Raw genomic sequence first — 15,393 nt, forward strand, 5'->3', positions numbered from 1 at the left:
ACAATGCGCAGGCACGCGCGGGTTGTCCAGGGGTGCCGGCCATCGCCGTCGCGAGGGGGTGTGAGGTCAGGCGATGATGTCGGGAAGCAGCCGGCTTTCCAGGTGGGTGATCTGGTCCTTGAGCCACAGCTTGCGCTTCTTCAGACGTTGCATCTGAAGCTGGTCGAAGGGGGCGCGCTCCACGAGTCGTGCGATCACGTCGTCGAGATCGCGGTGTTCGCTCTTGAGGGCCGCGAGCTTCTGCCTCAACATTTCCTGTTCGTTCATCGTGCCGGCGCAAGGGCTGAAACGCGAGCCGGATCATAGCAGATTCCGCGCCCGGCGGTACGACGAAACGGCCGCGCCGCGGCCCGTCGGCCGCACGCATGCCATTGCGGTGCCGCAGCATTCTGGTATCTCTTGTACCAGTGTACAGGTCCACGCGAAACGGGAACCCCACATGACTCCTGCCAAGCGCATCGGCATCCTGACCAGCGGCGGTGACTGCGCCGGTCTGAACGCCGTCATCCGTGCCGTCGTTCACCGCGCCGTGCTCACCTACGGCTGGCAGGTGCTCGGTCTGAAGGAAGGCACCCAGGGTCTGCTGCACCGCCCCGCCCAGTATCAGGTGCTCGACCTGCCCATGGTCGACGGCAACATGATGCGCATGGGCGGCACCATCCTCGGCACCACCAACCGCGGCGACCCCTTCGCCTATCCCATGGGCGACGGCACCACCAAGGACCGTTCCGACGAGATCCTCGGCGGCTACCGCGAGCTGGGGCTGGACGCGGTCATCGGCATCGGCGGCGACGGCAGCTTCGCCATCCTGCGCAAGCTGGCCGAGAAGGGCGGGCTGAAGCTGGTGGGCGTGCCCAAGACCATCGACAACGACCTCGGCCTGACCGAGGTGTCGGTGGGCTTCGACACCGCGGTGGGCGTGGCGGTGGAGGCGCTGGACCGGCTGCAGCCGACGGCGGCCAGCCACGCCCGGGTCATGGTGCTGGAGGTGATGGGCCGCGACGCCGGGCACATCGCGCTCTCCGCCGGCATCGCCGGCGGCGCCGACGTCATCCTGATCCCCGAGATCGCCTACTCCATCGAGAAGATCGCCGCCAAGATCAAGCAGGTGCGCTCCACCGGCCGCAACTTCGGCCTGGTGGTGGTGTCGGAGGCGGTGAAGACCGAGGGCGGCGGCGAGATCCAGAAGGTCTACGAGGGCGGCGAGAAGCGCTACGGCGGCATCGGCGACTACATCGGCGAGCGCATCGCCAAGGCGACCGGTGCCGAGACCCGGGTCACCGTGCTGGGCCACGTCCAGCGCGGCAGCCCGCCCAGCCCGCGCGACCGCCTGGTGGCGGCGGCCTTCGGCGTCCACGCCGTCGACCTGATCGCCGAGGGCAAGTTCGACCGCATGGTCGCGTGGTCCAACCGCGGCGTCGTCGACGTGCCGATCGAGGAGGCGATCGCCCGCTACTCCTGCGTGGAACTCGACGGCACGCTGGTCAAGACGGCGCGCGGCCTGGGCATCAGCCTGGGCGACTGAGCCGGGCGGTGGCGGAGACCCCCTTCTGGGCGTTCTCGCTGGCGCTCTACGACCGCCCCGGCGTCGCCGCGGCGTGCCTGGACCTCCAGGACCGCCACGGCGCCGACGTCAACCTCGTGCTGTTCGCCCTGTGGGCGGGCGCGGCCTGCGGCGCGACCCTGACGGCGGGGGAGCTGGAGCGGCTGTGCGCCGCCGCCGCCCCCTGGCAGGCCGGGGTGGTCGGTCCGCTGCGCGGCGTGCGCCGCCGCCTGAAGGGCGAGCCCGACGCCCAGGCTCTGCGCGAGGAGGTCAAGCGGCTGGAACTGGCGGCCGAGCGGATCGAGCAGGACCGCCTGCACGCCCTCTCCGGCCTGCGTCCGGGGCGTGGCGACGCGGCCGCGGCCGCGGCCAACCTGCGCCTCCTGCTGCCCGCCACCGCCGATGGGGCGGTGCGTGTCCTGGTCGACGCCGCGGTCGGGGCGGGCGGGTGACGGTCAGAAGAACTGCACGATCCGCAGCGCCAGCTCGCTGCGCATGCGCAGCCCATTCTCCGGCGCCAGCGGTGTGTCGCTGCGGACGCTGGCGCAGGGGAAGGCCAGCGCCGGCGCCACGGTGACGCCGCCGATGCTCAACGTGCGGGCGAGTCGCAGGGCGCCGATGCGGGTCCGCAATGTGGTGTCGGTCTGCGGCCGTCCGCGGCGGTAGGGTCCTTCCTGATCGCGGTGGATGGCGTAGGCGGCGACGCTCCACAGCCCGGGAGGGGCGGGAACGGTGTCGCCGGGATAGGGGGCGTTGGCGCCGGCCCGGGCCACGGCCGGCAGGGCCATCTTGCGATCGCCAGAAGGGCGGCGGACACGGTGTGGCGCATCGATCGGGGTGCTCGGCTGTTGCCCTGGCACCCACCATTTACCCAGGCAACGGCCGGCCGCCACACGCGCCGAGTCCGTTTGATGACGAACCGTACGTGCAGCATATGGGGCGAAAGACTGCTTCTCCTCCCACATGCCGCGCCTGGCCCCGGGTGTCGCCCGGACCGGACGAGTGCCGATCGTCCGCCGGGTCACGCGCAATCATCGGTCGCGCCGCTTGTCCGCCTTCAACGACGCCTTCAGCGCGTCCATCAGGTTGACGACGTTGTCCGCGGGCGGCTTCGGTCCCTTGAGCGGCGCCGGCTTCGGCCCCCCCTTGTCCTTGGAGCGGGCGAGCTTGAGCAGGGCCGCCTTGTAGCGGTCGCGGAAGTCGCCGGGGCGGAACGGTCCCTCGCGTTCCTGCACCACCTTGCGCACCAGCGCGCGGGCGTCGGCGGGCAGTTCGGGGGCCGCCTCCACGGCGGCGAAGGCGTCGGCGCCGTCGCGGACCTCGTAGGGGTAGCGCAGGGTGGTCAGCATCAGCCCCTTGTCCCGCGGGACGATCAGGCAGCGCCGCTCGCGGCTCTGGATGGTGACCCGGCCGACCCCGACCAGCCCGGTCTCCTCCATGGCGTCGCGGATGACCCCGTAGGCGTCGAGGCCGACGGTGTCGTCGGGCACCAGGAAATAGACGGCGCGGTGCCACACCGGGTCGATCCGCTCCGCCTCGGTGAACATGCGGATGTCGATGGTGTGGGTCGATTCCGGGCGCAGTGCCTCGAGCTCCTCGTCCTCGACCTGGACATAGGTGTCCTTGGCCACCGCGTAGCCCTTGACCTGATCGTCCGGCTCGACCACACGGCCGGTTTCGCCGTCCACGAAGCGCCGGCGCAGCCGGTTGCCGGTGCCGGCGTTGAGGGTGTGGACGCTCACCCGCTCCGCCTCGTGGGCGGCGGGGATCACGGCGACCGCGCAGCTCACCAGGCTGAGCTTGAGGTATCCGCGCCACAGGCGGCCGCTGTCGCCACGCGGGATCTTGCGGTGCCGGGCCATCGCTCAGCCCGCCTTGCGCTTGGAGGCGGCGCCGGCGCGGCGCGTCGTGCGGGGCGGCCGGCGCTTGGCCGTGGACGGCGCGCCCCCCTCGGCCTTGACGCTGTCCAGCAGTGCGGCGCGCAGGTCCGACACCGGCTCCGGCCGCGGCGCCGCGCGCGGTGTCGGCGCGCGCCCCTCCTGCTTGGCGCGGATCAGGTCGGTCACCGCCTCCTCGAACTCGTCCTCGCAGGCGTCGAAGTCGAAGGCCGCCCGCTTGCGCTCCACGATGTGCGTCGCAAGGTCGAGCATCTCGTCGTCGGCGTCGTCGTCGGGGACGTCGGCAAACACCTCCTCGGCCTTGCGCAACTGGTCCGGCCAGCGCAGCGTCACCACCAGCATGCCGGCCCCGTGGGGGCGCAGCGCCACCAGCCGCTCGCGCGTCGACAGCACCACCCGGCCGATGCCGCAGAGATCACGCTCGTCCATCACGTCGCGCAGCAGGGCGAACAGCTGCTGGCCCACCGTGTCGCCGGGCGCCAGGTAATGGACGCCATCGGCGCGCTCCGGCTCGACCTCGTCGCGCGCCACGAACCGTTCGATGCACAGGGTGTGGGTGCTTTCCACGCGGATCGTCTCCAGCTCCTCGTCGCTCAAGGGGGCGTAGCGGTTCTTGGCCACGGCGATTCCCTTGACCGCGTCGTCGCGTTCCACCGGCTTGTGCGTCTTCTCGTCGATCATCTGCTGGCGCAGGCGGTGGCCGGTCTTGCGGTTCAGCAGGTTGAAGCTGACCTTGTCGCGGTCCGACTGGGCCACGTGCATGGTGACGGCGCAGGCGATCTTCCCCACCCGCAGATGCCCCTTCCAGGACGCGCGTGCCGCCATGTCCGCTCCTCCTCACGCACTCTTGCGCCGGCGCGGCGCCGTGGCGCGCGGCAGGGTCTGCCGGGTGGTGGCGAGATCCGCCCACGGGTCCCGGTCGAGGGCGGCCAGACGGCGCGGCAGGGTCGCCACGGTGAAGGCCGAGGGCGTGACCCCGGCCTCCAGCTCCTGCCAGGTCACCGGGGTGGCCACCGGCGCCCCCTCCCGCGCCCGGGTGGAGTAGGCGGCCACCGCGGTGGCGCCGCGGCCGTTGCGCAGGTAGTCGATGAAGATCCGCCCCTGGCGGGCTTTCTTGGCCAGGGTCGCCGTGTAGCGGTCGGGCTGGTCGGCGGCGATCGCCTTGGCCAGGTCGTGGGCGAAGCCCTTGACCCGGTCCCAGCCGTCGCGTGGCGTCAGCGGCACCACCACGTGCAGACCCTTGCCGCCGGTGGTCTTGACGACGCTGGCGAGGCCCTGGTCGGCGAGTCGGTCGCGCACCAGCAGGGCCCCCTCCACCACCGCCTCCCAGCCGACCCCGGGGCCGGGGTCCAGGTCCATCACCAGGCGGTCCGGGCGCTCCAGGTCGGCGGCCGTGGCGCCCCAGGGGTGCAGCTCCAGCACCCCCATCTGGACCAGCGCCACCAGCCCGCGCAGGTCGTGGACCATCATGTAGCGGTCGCCGTCGTCCGCGTCCTCCCCGGGGTCGCTGACGTCGACCCGGCGCACCGCCTCGTCCAGCCCGGCCAGGGCGTGCTTGGCGAAGAAGCAGGGCTTGCCCGACCCGCCGGGGCAGCGCACCAGGCTGAGGGGACGGTCGACCAGATGGGGCAGCACCCAGTCGGCGATGCCGGCGTAGAATTCGGCCAGCCCCAGCTTGGTGACGCCCTGTCCCTTCCACAGCACCCGGTCGGGGTGGCTGAGGGTGATGCCCGCCACCGTGCCCTCCGGCTCCGCTGCGCCACCACCGCCGGTCGCCGCCGGGATCGCCCGTTCCGCCACCACCTCGCCCGCCTCCTTGTCCTCGCGCATGCCCTTGAACACCCCGTGCCGGATCATCCCGTCGCCGGTCCAGCCGCGGAACTCCACCTCCGCCACCAGCTCCGGGCGCAGCCAGCGCACCCCGGCGGGACCGGCCAGACCCTTCGGTCTGGCGGTTTCCAGGGGCTCCAGCCGGCGGCGCAGCGCGGCGGCGTCGCGGGCGTTGAAGCCGGTGTTGACCTTGCCGACGGGAACCAGCCCGTCGGCGCCGTTCACCCCCATGAGCAGCGAGGCCACGGCCTTGGCGCGGGTGGTCGAGGGCTGGTAGCCCAGCACCACGAACTCCTGCCGGTCGGTGCATTTGACCTTGAGCCAGTCGCGCCCGCGCCCGCCGCGGTAGGGCGCGTCGGCGCGCTTGGCGATGATCCCCTCCGCCCCCAGCCGGCAGGCGTGGCGCACCATGCGCGCCGCGTCCTCCTCCAGGTGCTCGCTGTAGGCCAGCCGGCCGCCGGCCGGCTGGTCCTTCAGCAGCGCCTCCAGGGCCGCCTTGCGCTCCACCAGCGGCGCGCGGCGCCGGTCGGCGCCGTCCAGGCGCAGGAGGTCGAACAGCATCAGCCGGACCCGCGCCGGGTCCCGGGTCGCCAGCGCGTCCTGAAGGGCCGCGAAATCGCTGTGGCCGGAGGCGGATTCCACCACCGCCTCGCCGTCGAGCACGGCGTCCTCGACCGGCAGGGCGGCCAGCGCCTCGGCCAGCAGGGGAAAGCGGTCGGTCCAGTCGAGGCCGGAGCGCGTCAGCAGCCGGGCCCGGCCATCGGCGACGTGCGCCTGCAGACGGTAGCCGTCGAACTTCAGCTCGTGCACCCAGCCGGGGCCTGCCGGGGCCTCCTCGGCCAGGGTCGCCAGCATCGGCGCCAGGAACTTCGAGGGTGCCACCTTGGACGCCCGCCGTGGCGCCCCCTTCCGGCCCGCGGCGATCGCCGTCATGGTGCGGCCGCTGATGGCCGAACGGTCCTCGGCCAGCACGTCCGCGGCGTCCTCGCCGCGCGCCGCCTCGTCCTCGGCCTTGATCAGCAGCCAGGATTCCTGGGTTTCGCCGCGCTTGGCGCGCATGCGCACGAGGTGCCAGCGCCCGGTCAGCTTGCCGCCCTCCAGGCGGAAGGCGAGATGCCCTGTCTTCAGGCCCTTGGCCGGGTCGCCCTCGGGCTCCCACCGGCCGCGGTCCCACACCATCACCGTGCCGGCGCCGTACTCCCCCTCCGCGATGGTGCCTTCGAAGTCGCGGTAGCCGACGGGGTGGTCCTCGGTGCGCACCGCCAGGCGCTTGCGCCCGGCCACCAGGCTCGGCCCCTCGGGCACCGCCCAGCTCTTGAGGACGCCGTCCAGCTCCAGCCGGACATCGTAGTGCAGGCGCCGCGCGGCGTGCTTCTGCACGACGAAGGAGTCGCCGCCCGCCGACGCCGCCTCGCCCGCCGGCTCGGCGGTGCGGCGGAAGTCGCGCCGGGCGTTGTAGTCGTCCAGGGAATGCGCGGTCTGCCGGTCCATGCCCCTTAAACACACGAACCGGCGTCGGGTGCCGCGCCCGCCGGCGCGCTACTCCGACGGGGCCGCGGGCAGGGGCGCGCCGATCCGCAGCAGGTTGCCGTCCGGGTCGATGTGGGCGAACTCGCGCAGGCCGTAGGGCGTGTCGGCCGGCTCGGTCAGGCGGCCGGCGATGCCGGCCCCGCGCCACGCCCGGTGGAGCGCGTCGGCGTCGGACACGTAGAGGTAACAGGCCGACAGGGACGCCGTGGGGTCGAGATCCGGCACATGGGCGAGGTGGATCGTCACGCTGTCGCGGCTGAGGAACCCGTAGATCGGGGCGCCGCCGGTGCCGTCCTCGTAGGCGTGCCCCGTGAAGCCCAGGGCGCGGTAGTGCTCCAGCGCCGCGCGGACGTCGCGCACGGGCAGGATCGGTGCCACCACCCGGGCCGTCGCCGGCGTCTGAGTCATCGCCGTCATCCCTCCGGCGCGGTGCCGTTCTGGGTGAAGAGATAGGGCACGAAGCTGCGGTGGCGCTCGTCCACCGAGATTTCGCTGCCGATGGGCGGAAAGGCGCGCTGCTGGCAGTCGGTGCGTTCGCAGATGCGGCAGTTGACGCCGATCGGCACCGCCGCGGATTCGTCGGTGATGTCGATGCCCGCGGCGTAGACCAGCTCGTGGGCGTGGCTGGCCTCGCAGCCCAGCCCGACCGCGAAGCGGCGCGACGGCCGCAGATAGGCGCCGCCGCGCTTGGTCACCGTGCGGGCGATGCCGATGTAGGTGGTGCGGTCGGGCATCCGGGCGAACTGGACCAGGATCTTGCCGGGCTGGGCGAACGCCTCGTGGACGTTCCACAAGGGGCAGGCGCCGCCGAACCGGGCGAACTGGAAGCGGGTGGCGGAGTGGCGCTTGGTGATGTTGCCGGCCATGTCGACGCGCACGAAGTAGAAGGGCACGCCGCGCGCCCCCGGCCGCTGCAGGGTCGACAGGCGGTGGCAGACCTGCTCGAAGCTGGCGCCGAACCGGCTCTGCAGCTGCTCCACGTCGTGGCGCAGGGCGCGCGCCTCGTGCAGGAAGGCACGGTAGGGCATGACCAGCGCCCCGGCGAAGTAGTTGGCCAGCCCCACCCGGCAGATCGAGCGCGCGTCCTCGCTGGAGAAATGGGCCTTGCCGATGATCCCCTCGATGAGGTCGCCGTAGCCCAGCAGGGCGATCTGGTGGGCCAGCTGGAAGGCGCGGCTGGGGCCGTTGAGCAGGGCGGAGAGGCCCATGGTCCCGGTCCGCTCGTCGTAGGCGCGCATGGCGGTGTCGCTGCGCTCGTCGGCGACCACGGTGACCCGCACGTCGTGGCGCCGCTTGAGGTAGGCGGCGAGGTCGGCGGTCAGCTCGCCCGAGCCCGACCGCAGCTCCTCCGCCTCCCACAGCCGCTCCGCCGCCTCGTCCAGGGGGCCCACGTAGTTGTTGCAGTAGTGGAAGTAGTCGCGCACCTCCTCGTAGGGGAACTGCGCGCCCGTGGGGTCGCCGCCGACGTCGGGATGGCTCAGGCTGTCGGCCAGCGACTGCACCCGCTCGTGCATCTTCTGGTAGGCCTGGTGCAGGCCGAGCACGCGGCGCGCCAGCTCCGGCGAGGCGTTGACCACACCGCGCAGCTCCGCCATGCCGAGTGGCGCCCCGCCCAGCAGCGGCCCGGCCAACGCCTCGCGCAGGTCGGCGACCAGCCGCGCCTCATCGTCCTCGACGAAGGCGGTGAGCTCCACCTCGAAGGTGTTGGTGACCTTCAGCAGCACCGGCAGGGTCAGCGGCCGCTGGTTGTTCTCGAGCTGGTTCAGGTAGCTGGGCGAGAGCCCCAGGGAGGTGGCCAGCGCCGCCTGGGTCAGGCCGCGCTGCTCGCGCAGCCGGCGCAGCTTGTAGCCGAGATAGAGCTTCTTCTGCACGGGCCCCGCCTTCGCAAACGTCGCAAGCCATCTTCCGCGATTGCGAAGGAGTTTGCAACTTCGCACGTTTTATGCATTCGCGGCGTTGCCCCATTGTGAATCTTGTGAATAATTCGCCTCGTTCCGGGGGGAACGCGCCGCAAGCGCCCGCGCCACCCTGCGCACAAGACAGGGGGCGCGGGCGCTGCCACCGGCCGGACGTCAATTCTTGGGAAATCGCTGATGCAAGAGATCCTGGCGAAGTTGGAAGCCATGCGCTCGGCTGCGCGCGCGGGCGGCGGCGACGCGCGCGTCGCCGCGCAGCACGGCAAGGGAAAGCTGACCGCGCGCGAGCGCATCGAGCTGTTTCTCGACGAGGGGTCCTTCGAGGAGTGGGACATGTTCGTCGAGCACCGCTGCATCGACTTCGGCATGGAATCCCAGAAGGTGCCCGGCGACGGCGTGGTGACCGGCTACGGCACGGTCAACGGCCGCCTCGTCTTCGTCTACAGCCAGGACTTCACGGTGTTCGGCGGTTCGCTCTCGGAGAGCCACGCCGAGAAGATCTGCAAGCTGATGGACCAGGCGATGAAGGTGGGGGCGCCGGTGGTCGGTCTGAACGACAGCGGCGGGGCGCGCATCCAGGAGGGGGTGGCGTCGCTCGGCGGCTACGCCGAGGTGTTCCAGCGCAACGTGACCGCGTCGGGCGTGATCCCGCAGATCTCGCTGATCATGGGGCCGTGCGCCGGCGGCGCCGTGTACTCCCCGGCGATGACCGACTTCATCTTCATGGTGAAGGACAGCTCCTACATGTTCGTGACCGGCCCCGACGTGGTGAAGACCGTCACCCACGAGGTCGTCACCGCCGAGGAGCTGGGCGGTGCCGTCACCCACACCGCCAAGTCCGGCGTCGCCGACCTGGCCTTCGAGAACGATGTCGAGGCGCTGCTCAACCTGCGCCGCTTCTTCGACTTCCTGCCCGCGTCCAACCGGGAGGCGCCGCCCGAGCGGCCCTGCGCCGACGCGCCCGACCGTTCCGACGCCTCCCTCGACACCCTGGTGCCGGCCAATCCCAACCAGCCCTACGACATGAAGGAGCTGATCCTGAAGGTCGTCGACGAAGGCGATTTCTTCGAGCTCCAACCCGACTACGCCCGCAACATCCTCATCGGCTTCGCCCGCATGAACGGCTCCACCATCGGCGTCGTCGCCAACCAGCCGATGGTGCTGGCCGGCTGCCTCGACATCGACAGCGCGCGCAAGGCGGCGCGCTTCGTGCGCTTCTGCGACGCCTTCAACATTCCCATCGTCACCTTCGTCGACGTCCCCGGCTTCATGCCGGGCACGGCCCAGGAGTACGGTGGCATCATCAAGCACGGCGCCAAGCTGCTGTTCGCCTACGCCGAGGCCACGGTGCCCAAGGTGACGCTGATCACGCGCAAGGCCTATGGCGGCGCCTACGACGTGATGGCGTCCAAGCACCTGCGCGGCGACGTCAACCTCGCCTGGCCGTCGGCGGAGATCGCGGTGATGGGGCCGAAGGGCGCGGTGGAGATCATCTTCCGCGCCGACATCGGCGACCCCGCCAAGATCGAGGCGCGCACCGAGGAGTACCGGCAGAAGTTCGCCACCCCCTTCGTGGCGGCCTCGCGCGGCTACATCGACGACGTCATCATGCCCCACGGGACGCGGCGCCGCATCGGCAAGGCATTGGCCATGCTGAAGAACAAGGCGCTCCAGAATCCCTGGCGCAAGCACGACAACATCCCGCTGTGAGGCCGGCGACCATGTTCACCAAGATCCTCATCGCCAACCGCGGCGAGATCGCCTGCCGCGTCATCCGCACCTGCCGGCGCCTCGGCATCAAGACGGTCGCGGTCTATTCCGACGCCGACCGCACCGCCCTGCACGTGGAGATGGCCGACGAGGCGGTCCACGTCGGTCCCGCCGCCTCGGCCCAGAGCTACCTGCAGATCGACCGCATCGTCGAGGCTTGCCGGGCGACCGGTGCCCAGGCCGTGCACCCCGGCTACGGCTTCCTGTCCGAGAAGCCCGCGTTCCAGACGGCGCTGGCCGCCGCGGGGATCGCCTTCATCGGCCCCGACGCGCACGCCATGAGCGCCATGGGCGACAAGATCGAGTCCAAGAAGCTGGCCAAGGAGGCCGGGGTCTCGACGGTGCCGGGCTATCTCGGGGTGATCGCCGACGCCGAGGAGGCGGCGACCATCGCCCGCGACATCGGCTACCCCGTCATGATCAAGGCGTCGGCCGGTGGCGGCGGCAAGGGCATGCGCATCGCCTGGAACGACCAGGAGGCGCGGGAAGGGTTCGTCTCGGCGCAGAACGAGGCCCGCTCCAGCTTCGCCGACGACCGCGTGTTTCTGGAGAAGTACGTCCAGCAGCCGCGCCACATCGAGATCCAGATCCTGGCCGACGGCCATGGCAACGCCCTCTACCTGGGCGAGCGCGAATGCTCGATCCAGCGCCGCCACCAGAAGGTCATCGAGGAGGCGCCCTCGCCCTTCCTCGACGCCGCCACCCGCAAGGCGATGGGCGAGCAGGCGGTGGCCCTGGCCAAGGCGGTGAACTACAAATCCGCGGGCACGGTGGAGTTCATCGTCGACGCCGGGCGCAACTTCTACTTCCTGGAGATGAACACCCGTCTCCAGGTCGAGCATCCCGTGACCGAACTGGTGACCGGGCTGGACCTGGTGGAGTTGATGATCCGCGTCGCCGCCGGCGAGGCGCTGACCATCCGCCAGGAGGAGGTCCGCCTGCACGGCTGGGCGATCGAGGCGCGCGTCTACGCCGAGGACCCGTTCCGCAACTTCCTGCCCTCCACCGGACGCCTCACCCACTACGTCCCGCCGGCCGAGGACCCCCATGTGCGGGTCGACACCGGCGTCTACGAGGGTGGCGAGATCTCGATGTTCTACGACCCCATGATCGCCAAGCTGTGCACCTGGGGGTCGACCCGCGACAGCGCCATCCGGCGCATGCGCGAGGCGCTGGACCAGTATTACATCCGCGGCGTCAGCCACAACATCCCCTTCCTGGCCTCGCTGATGGCCCATCCCCGCTTCGTCGAGGGGCGGCTGACCACCAACTTCATCGCCGAGGAATACCCCGACGGCTTCCACGCCGCCGACCTGCCGCCCGACGACCCCGCCTGTCTGGTCGCCATCGCCGCGGTGATCCACCGCTGCGTCAACGACCGCGACATCCAGATCAGCGGCAAGATGCCCGGCGCCCGGGCCACGGTGCGGGCCGACTGGGTGGTCGTCCTGGACGGCACCCTCCACCCGGTGCGGGTCGAGCCGACCTCCGACAGCCCGCGGCGCATCGGCTATCTGGTCGACATCGACGGCCAGCACCACACCGTGTGGAGCGACTGGCGGATCGGCGAGCCGCTGTTCCGCGGCACCGTCAACGGCCAGCACCTCTGCGTGCAGATCGACCGCGTCGGGGTCGGCTACCGGCTGATCCACAACGGCGCCCAGGCCGTGGCCAAGGTGCTGACGCCGCGGGCCGCCTCCTTCGACGCGATGATGCCGGTCAAGGCGCCGCCGGACATGTCGAAGTTCCTGCTGTCGCCGATGCCCGGGCTGCTGGTGAGCCTGGCGGTCGCCGAAGGGCAGGAGGTGAAGTCCGGCGAAGTCCTGGCGGTGGTCGAGGCGATGAAGATGGAGAACGTGCTGCGGGCGACCCGGGACGGCACCGTCGCGAAGGTCCACGCCACGCCCGGCAGCAGCCTGTCGGTCGACCAGACGATCCTGGAATTCGCCTGACCCGGCGCTCCACCCCCACGAGAGGTTCCTCCCGATGATCCACGACCTGGCTCTCGCCGGCCGCCCGGCCTCCCTGCTCGACACCGTGCTGCCCCGCGGCGGCGCGGCCAAGGCGGTGGCCGCCGCGGTCCTGGGCAGCCTGCTGCTCGCCGCGTCCGCCAAGGTGCAGGTGCCGTTCTGGCCGGTGCCCATGACCATGCAGTCCATGATGGTTCTGCTGCTCGGCATGGCCTACGGCAGCCGGCTGGGGACGGCGACCGTGCTGCTCTACCTGGCCGAGGGGCTGGCCGGGCTGCCGGTGTTCGCCGGCGCCGGGGCCGGGCCGGCCTACATGGCCGGGCCGACCGCCGGCTACCTCGCCGGCTTCGTGCTCGGCGCCTGGGCCACCGGCCGGCTGGCCGAGCGCGGCTGGGACCGCGGGCCGCTGACCGCGCTGGCCGCCATGGCGGCGGGCCATGCCCTGCTGTTCGTGCCCGGCGTCGCCTGGCTGGCCGTGCTGTTCGGGCCGGAGAAGGCGGTCGCCGTCGGGCTGGTGCCGTTCTGGGCCGCCTCCCTGTTGAAGACCGCGCTGGGGGCGGTTCTGATGCAGGGCGCCTGGTCGCTGGCGGTGCGCCGCAGCCCCTGAGAACGGCGGCCACTTGCGGTGGATCAAGGGACGCCGCCACCGCTGTGGTACAAATCGGACGTCAGCCCGCCCCGCGCGCGGGGCGGTGCTCGGCCGCGACACGCAAGACCCGACCACGCAAGACCCGACGCCGAATGAGGGTTCCATGACCGACTTTCCGAAGAAGACGCCCGCCGATTGGGAGGCGCTGGCCGCCAAGGACATCGGCGCCAAGGGCTCGCTCCAGGACCTGACCTGGCAGACCCCGGAAGGCCTGGCCGTGAAGCCCCTCTACACCGCGGCCGACCTGGAGGGGATGGAGCTCGACACCCTGCCGGGCTTCGCGCCGTTCACCCGCGGGCCGCGCGCCACCATGTACGCCTTCCGGCCCTGGACCATCCGCCAGTACGCCGGCTTCTCCACGGCGGAGGAATCCAACGCCTTCTACCGCGCCAACCTGAAGGCCGGGCAGAAGGGGCTGTCGGTGGCCTTCGATCTCGCCACCCACCGCGGCTACGACAGCGACCACCCCCGGGTGGTCGGCGACGTCGGCAAGGCCGGCGTCGCCATCGATTCCGTCGAGGACATGAAGATCCTGTTCGACGGCATCCCCCTGGACACCATGTCCGTGTCGATGACCATGAACGGCGCCGTCCTGCCCATCCTCGCCGGCTACATCGTCGCCGCCGAGGAGCAGGGGGTCAGCCAGGACACGCTGAGCGGCACCATCCAGAACGACATCCTCAAGGAGTTCATGGTCCGCAACACCTACATCTACCCGCCGGAACCCTCAATGCGGATCATTGCCGACATCATCGAGTACACGGCGACCCACATGCCCAAGTTCAACTCGATCTCCATCTCCGGCTACCACATGCAGGAGGCCGGGGCGACGGCGGTCCAGGAGCTGGCCTTTACCATCGCCGACGGGCTGGAGTACGTGCGCGCCGCCATGTCCAAGGGGCTGGCCGTCGACACCTTCGCGCCGCGCCTGTCCTTCTTCTTCTCCATCGGCATGAACTTCTTCATGGAGATCGCCAAGCTGCGCGCCGCGCGTCTGCTGTGGGCGAAGCTGATGAAGGAGAAGTTCGCCCCCAAGGACGCCCGCTCCCTGGCCCTGCGCACCCATTGCCAGACCTCCGGCGTGTCGCTGACCGAGCAGGACCCCTACAACAACGTCATCCGCACCACGGTGGAGGCGATGGCCGCGGTGCTGGGCGGCACCCAGTCCCTGCACACCAACGCCTTCGACGAGGCGCTGGGCCTGCCCACCAAGTTCTCCGCCCGGGTCGCCCGCAACACCCAGCTCATCCTCGCCGAGGAGACCGGCATCCCCCACGTGGTCGATCCGCTCGGCGGCTCCTACTACGTGGAGAGCCTGACCCACAGCCTGGCCGACGCGGCGCTGGAGCTGATCGGCCGGGTCGAGGAGATGGGCGGCATGACCAAGGCGGTCGACAGCGGCATGCCCAAGCTGCTGATCGAGGAGGCCGCCGCGCGGCGCCAGGCCCGCGTCGACCGCGGCGAGGAGGTGATCGTCGGCGTCAACAAGTACCGTCCGGACAACCCCGAGATGGTCGACGTCCTGGACATCGACAACACCGCGGTGCGCGAGAGCCAGATCGCCCGCCTCAACACCGTGCGCGCGACCCGCGACGAGGCCCGCTGCCGGGCCGCCCTGGAGGCGCTGACCCGGGCGGCGGCCGACAAGACCGGCAACCTGCTGGCCTTGTCGGTGGAGGCGACCCGCGCCCGCGCCACGGTGGGCGAGATCTCCGCCGCGCTGGAGACGGTGTTCACCCGCCACGTGGCGCAGATCCGTTCGGTTTCGGGCGTCTACGGCAAGGCCTACGAGGGCGACGACGCCTTCGCGGCGATCCAGAAGGACATCGAGGCCTTCGCCGACGAGGAGGGGCGGCGCCCGCGCATCCTGGTGGTCAAGATGGGCCAGGACGGCCACGACCGCGGCGCCAAGGTGATCGCCACCTCCTTCGCCGACATCGGCTTCGACGTCGACATCGGGCCGCTGTTCCAGACGCCGGAGGAGGCCGCCCGCCAGGCCGTGGAGAACGACGTCCACGTGGTCGGCGTGTCCAGCCAGGCGGCCGGCCACAAGACCCTGGTGCCCCAGCTGATCGACGAGCTGCGCCGCCAGGGGGCGGGCGACATCCTGGTGGTGTGCGGCGGCGTCATCCCGCCCCAGGACTACGACTTCCTCTACAAGGCCGGCGCCGCGGCGATCTACGGGCCGGGCACCAACATTCCCAAGGCGGCGTCCGAGGTGCTGGCCATGCTGCGCAAGCAGCGCCTGGCCGCCTGACCGCCACCCGCGCCTTCCGCCGGCCCGCCG

The 15,393-nt window shown here is 71.3% G+C and carries 13 protein-coding genes; 6 read left to right on the forward strand and 7 right to left on the reverse strand.

Annotated elements, in window-relative coordinates; translation table 11 throughout:
• Positions 1-66 precede the first annotated feature (66 nt).
• Positions 67-252 carry a YdcH family protein gene (locus AC6H2I_RS09560; RefSeq protein ID WP_497500381.1) on the reverse strand — a complete coding sequence of 62 codons (186 nt, stop codon included), beginning with the start codon at positions 250-252 and terminating at the stop codon, positions 67-69.
• 187 nt (positions 253-439) lie between these two features.
• Here AC6H2I_RS09560 and AC6H2I_RS09565 point away from each other — a divergent pair, with 187 nt between their 5' ends.
• Both AC6H2I_RS09565 and AC6H2I_RS09570 read left to right on the forward strand, forming a co-directional pair.
• On the forward strand, positions 440-1,525 hold the full coding sequence (locus AC6H2I_RS09565) for an ATP-dependent 6-phosphofructokinase (RefSeq protein WP_497500382.1): 1,086 nt from the start codon (positions 440-442) through the stop codon (positions 1,523-1,525).
• Positions 1,526-1,533: 8 nt separating this feature from the next.
• Positions 1,534-1,995 carry a TIGR02444 family protein gene (locus tag AC6H2I_RS09570; RefSeq protein WP_497500383.1) on the forward strand — a complete coding sequence of 154 codons (462 nt, stop codon included), beginning with the start codon at positions 1,534-1,536 and terminating at the stop codon, positions 1,993-1,995.
• Between the two features lie 3 nt (positions 1,996-1,998).
• On the opposite strand, the gene AC6H2I_RS09575 is transcribed toward AC6H2I_RS09570, so the two are convergent.
• The 6 genes from AC6H2I_RS09575 to AC6H2I_RS09600 form a co-directional block, all read right to left on the reverse strand.
• Positions 1,999-2,331: a hypothetical protein gene (locus tag AC6H2I_RS09575; protein ID WP_497500384.1), complete on the reverse strand. Its 333-nt coding sequence runs from the start codon at positions 2,329-2,331 to the stop codon at positions 1,999-2,001.
• Between the two features lie 243 nt (positions 2,332-2,574).
• Complete coding sequence (gene ku / locus AC6H2I_RS09580) at positions 2,575-3,405, reverse strand: non-homologous end joining protein Ku (protein ID WP_497500385.1); 831 nt, start codon at positions 3,403-3,405, stop codon at positions 2,575-2,577.
• 3 nt (positions 3,406-3,408) lie between these two features.
• Entirely contained in the window at positions 3,409-4,266 is an 858-nt protein-coding gene (gene ku, locus AC6H2I_RS09585; protein WP_497500386.1) for a non-homologous end joining protein Ku, read from the reverse strand.
• Positions 4,267-4,278: 12 nt separating this feature from the next.
• Positions 4,279-6,762 (reverse strand): DNA ligase D, encoded by a 2,484-nt coding sequence (gene ligD / locus AC6H2I_RS09590; protein WP_497500387.1) that lies wholly within the window; start codon positions 6,760-6,762, stop codon positions 4,279-4,281.
• Positions 6,763-6,810: 48 nt separating this feature from the next.
• Positions 6,811-7,209: a bleomycin resistance protein gene (locus AC6H2I_RS09595; protein WP_497500388.1), complete on the reverse strand. Its 399-nt coding sequence runs from the start codon at positions 7,207-7,209 to the stop codon at positions 6,811-6,813.
• A 5-nt stretch (positions 7,210-7,214) separates the two neighbouring features.
• Positions 7,215-8,672, reverse strand: coding sequence for a helix-turn-helix domain-containing protein (locus AC6H2I_RS09600; protein ID WP_497500389.1), 1,458 nt, complete (start codon positions 8,670-8,672; stop codon positions 7,215-7,217).
• 222 nt (positions 8,673-8,894) lie between these two features.
• Between AC6H2I_RS09600 and AC6H2I_RS09605 the strand changes: the two genes are divergently transcribed.
• From AC6H2I_RS09605 to scpA, 4 genes are all read left to right on the forward strand, one after another.
• Complete coding sequence (locus AC6H2I_RS09605) at positions 8,895-10,427, forward strand: acyl-CoA carboxylase subunit beta (protein WP_497500390.1); 1,533 nt, start codon at positions 8,895-8,897, stop codon at positions 10,425-10,427.
• 11 nt (positions 10,428-10,438) lie between these two features.
• The gene (locus tag AC6H2I_RS09610; protein WP_497500391.1) at positions 10,439-12,439 is read left to right on the forward strand and encodes an acetyl-CoA carboxylase biotin carboxylase subunit; all 2,001 of its coding nucleotides are present in this window, start codon (positions 10,439-10,441) and stop codon (positions 12,437-12,439) included.
• A gap of 34 nt (positions 12,440-12,473) precedes the next feature.
• On the forward strand, positions 12,474-13,064 hold the full coding sequence (locus AC6H2I_RS09615; protein ID WP_497500392.1) for a biotin transporter BioY: 591 nt from the start codon (positions 12,474-12,476) through the stop codon (positions 13,062-13,064).
• A 145-nt stretch (positions 13,065-13,209) separates the two neighbouring features.
• Positions 13,210-15,363, forward strand: coding sequence for a methylmalonyl-CoA mutase (gene scpA, locus AC6H2I_RS09620; protein WP_497500393.1), 2,154 nt, complete (start codon positions 13,210-13,212; stop codon positions 15,361-15,363).
• Positions 15,364-15,393 lie beyond the last annotated feature (30 nt).

The sequence above is a fragment of the Azospirillum sp. NS33 genome, assembly GCF_059703765.1.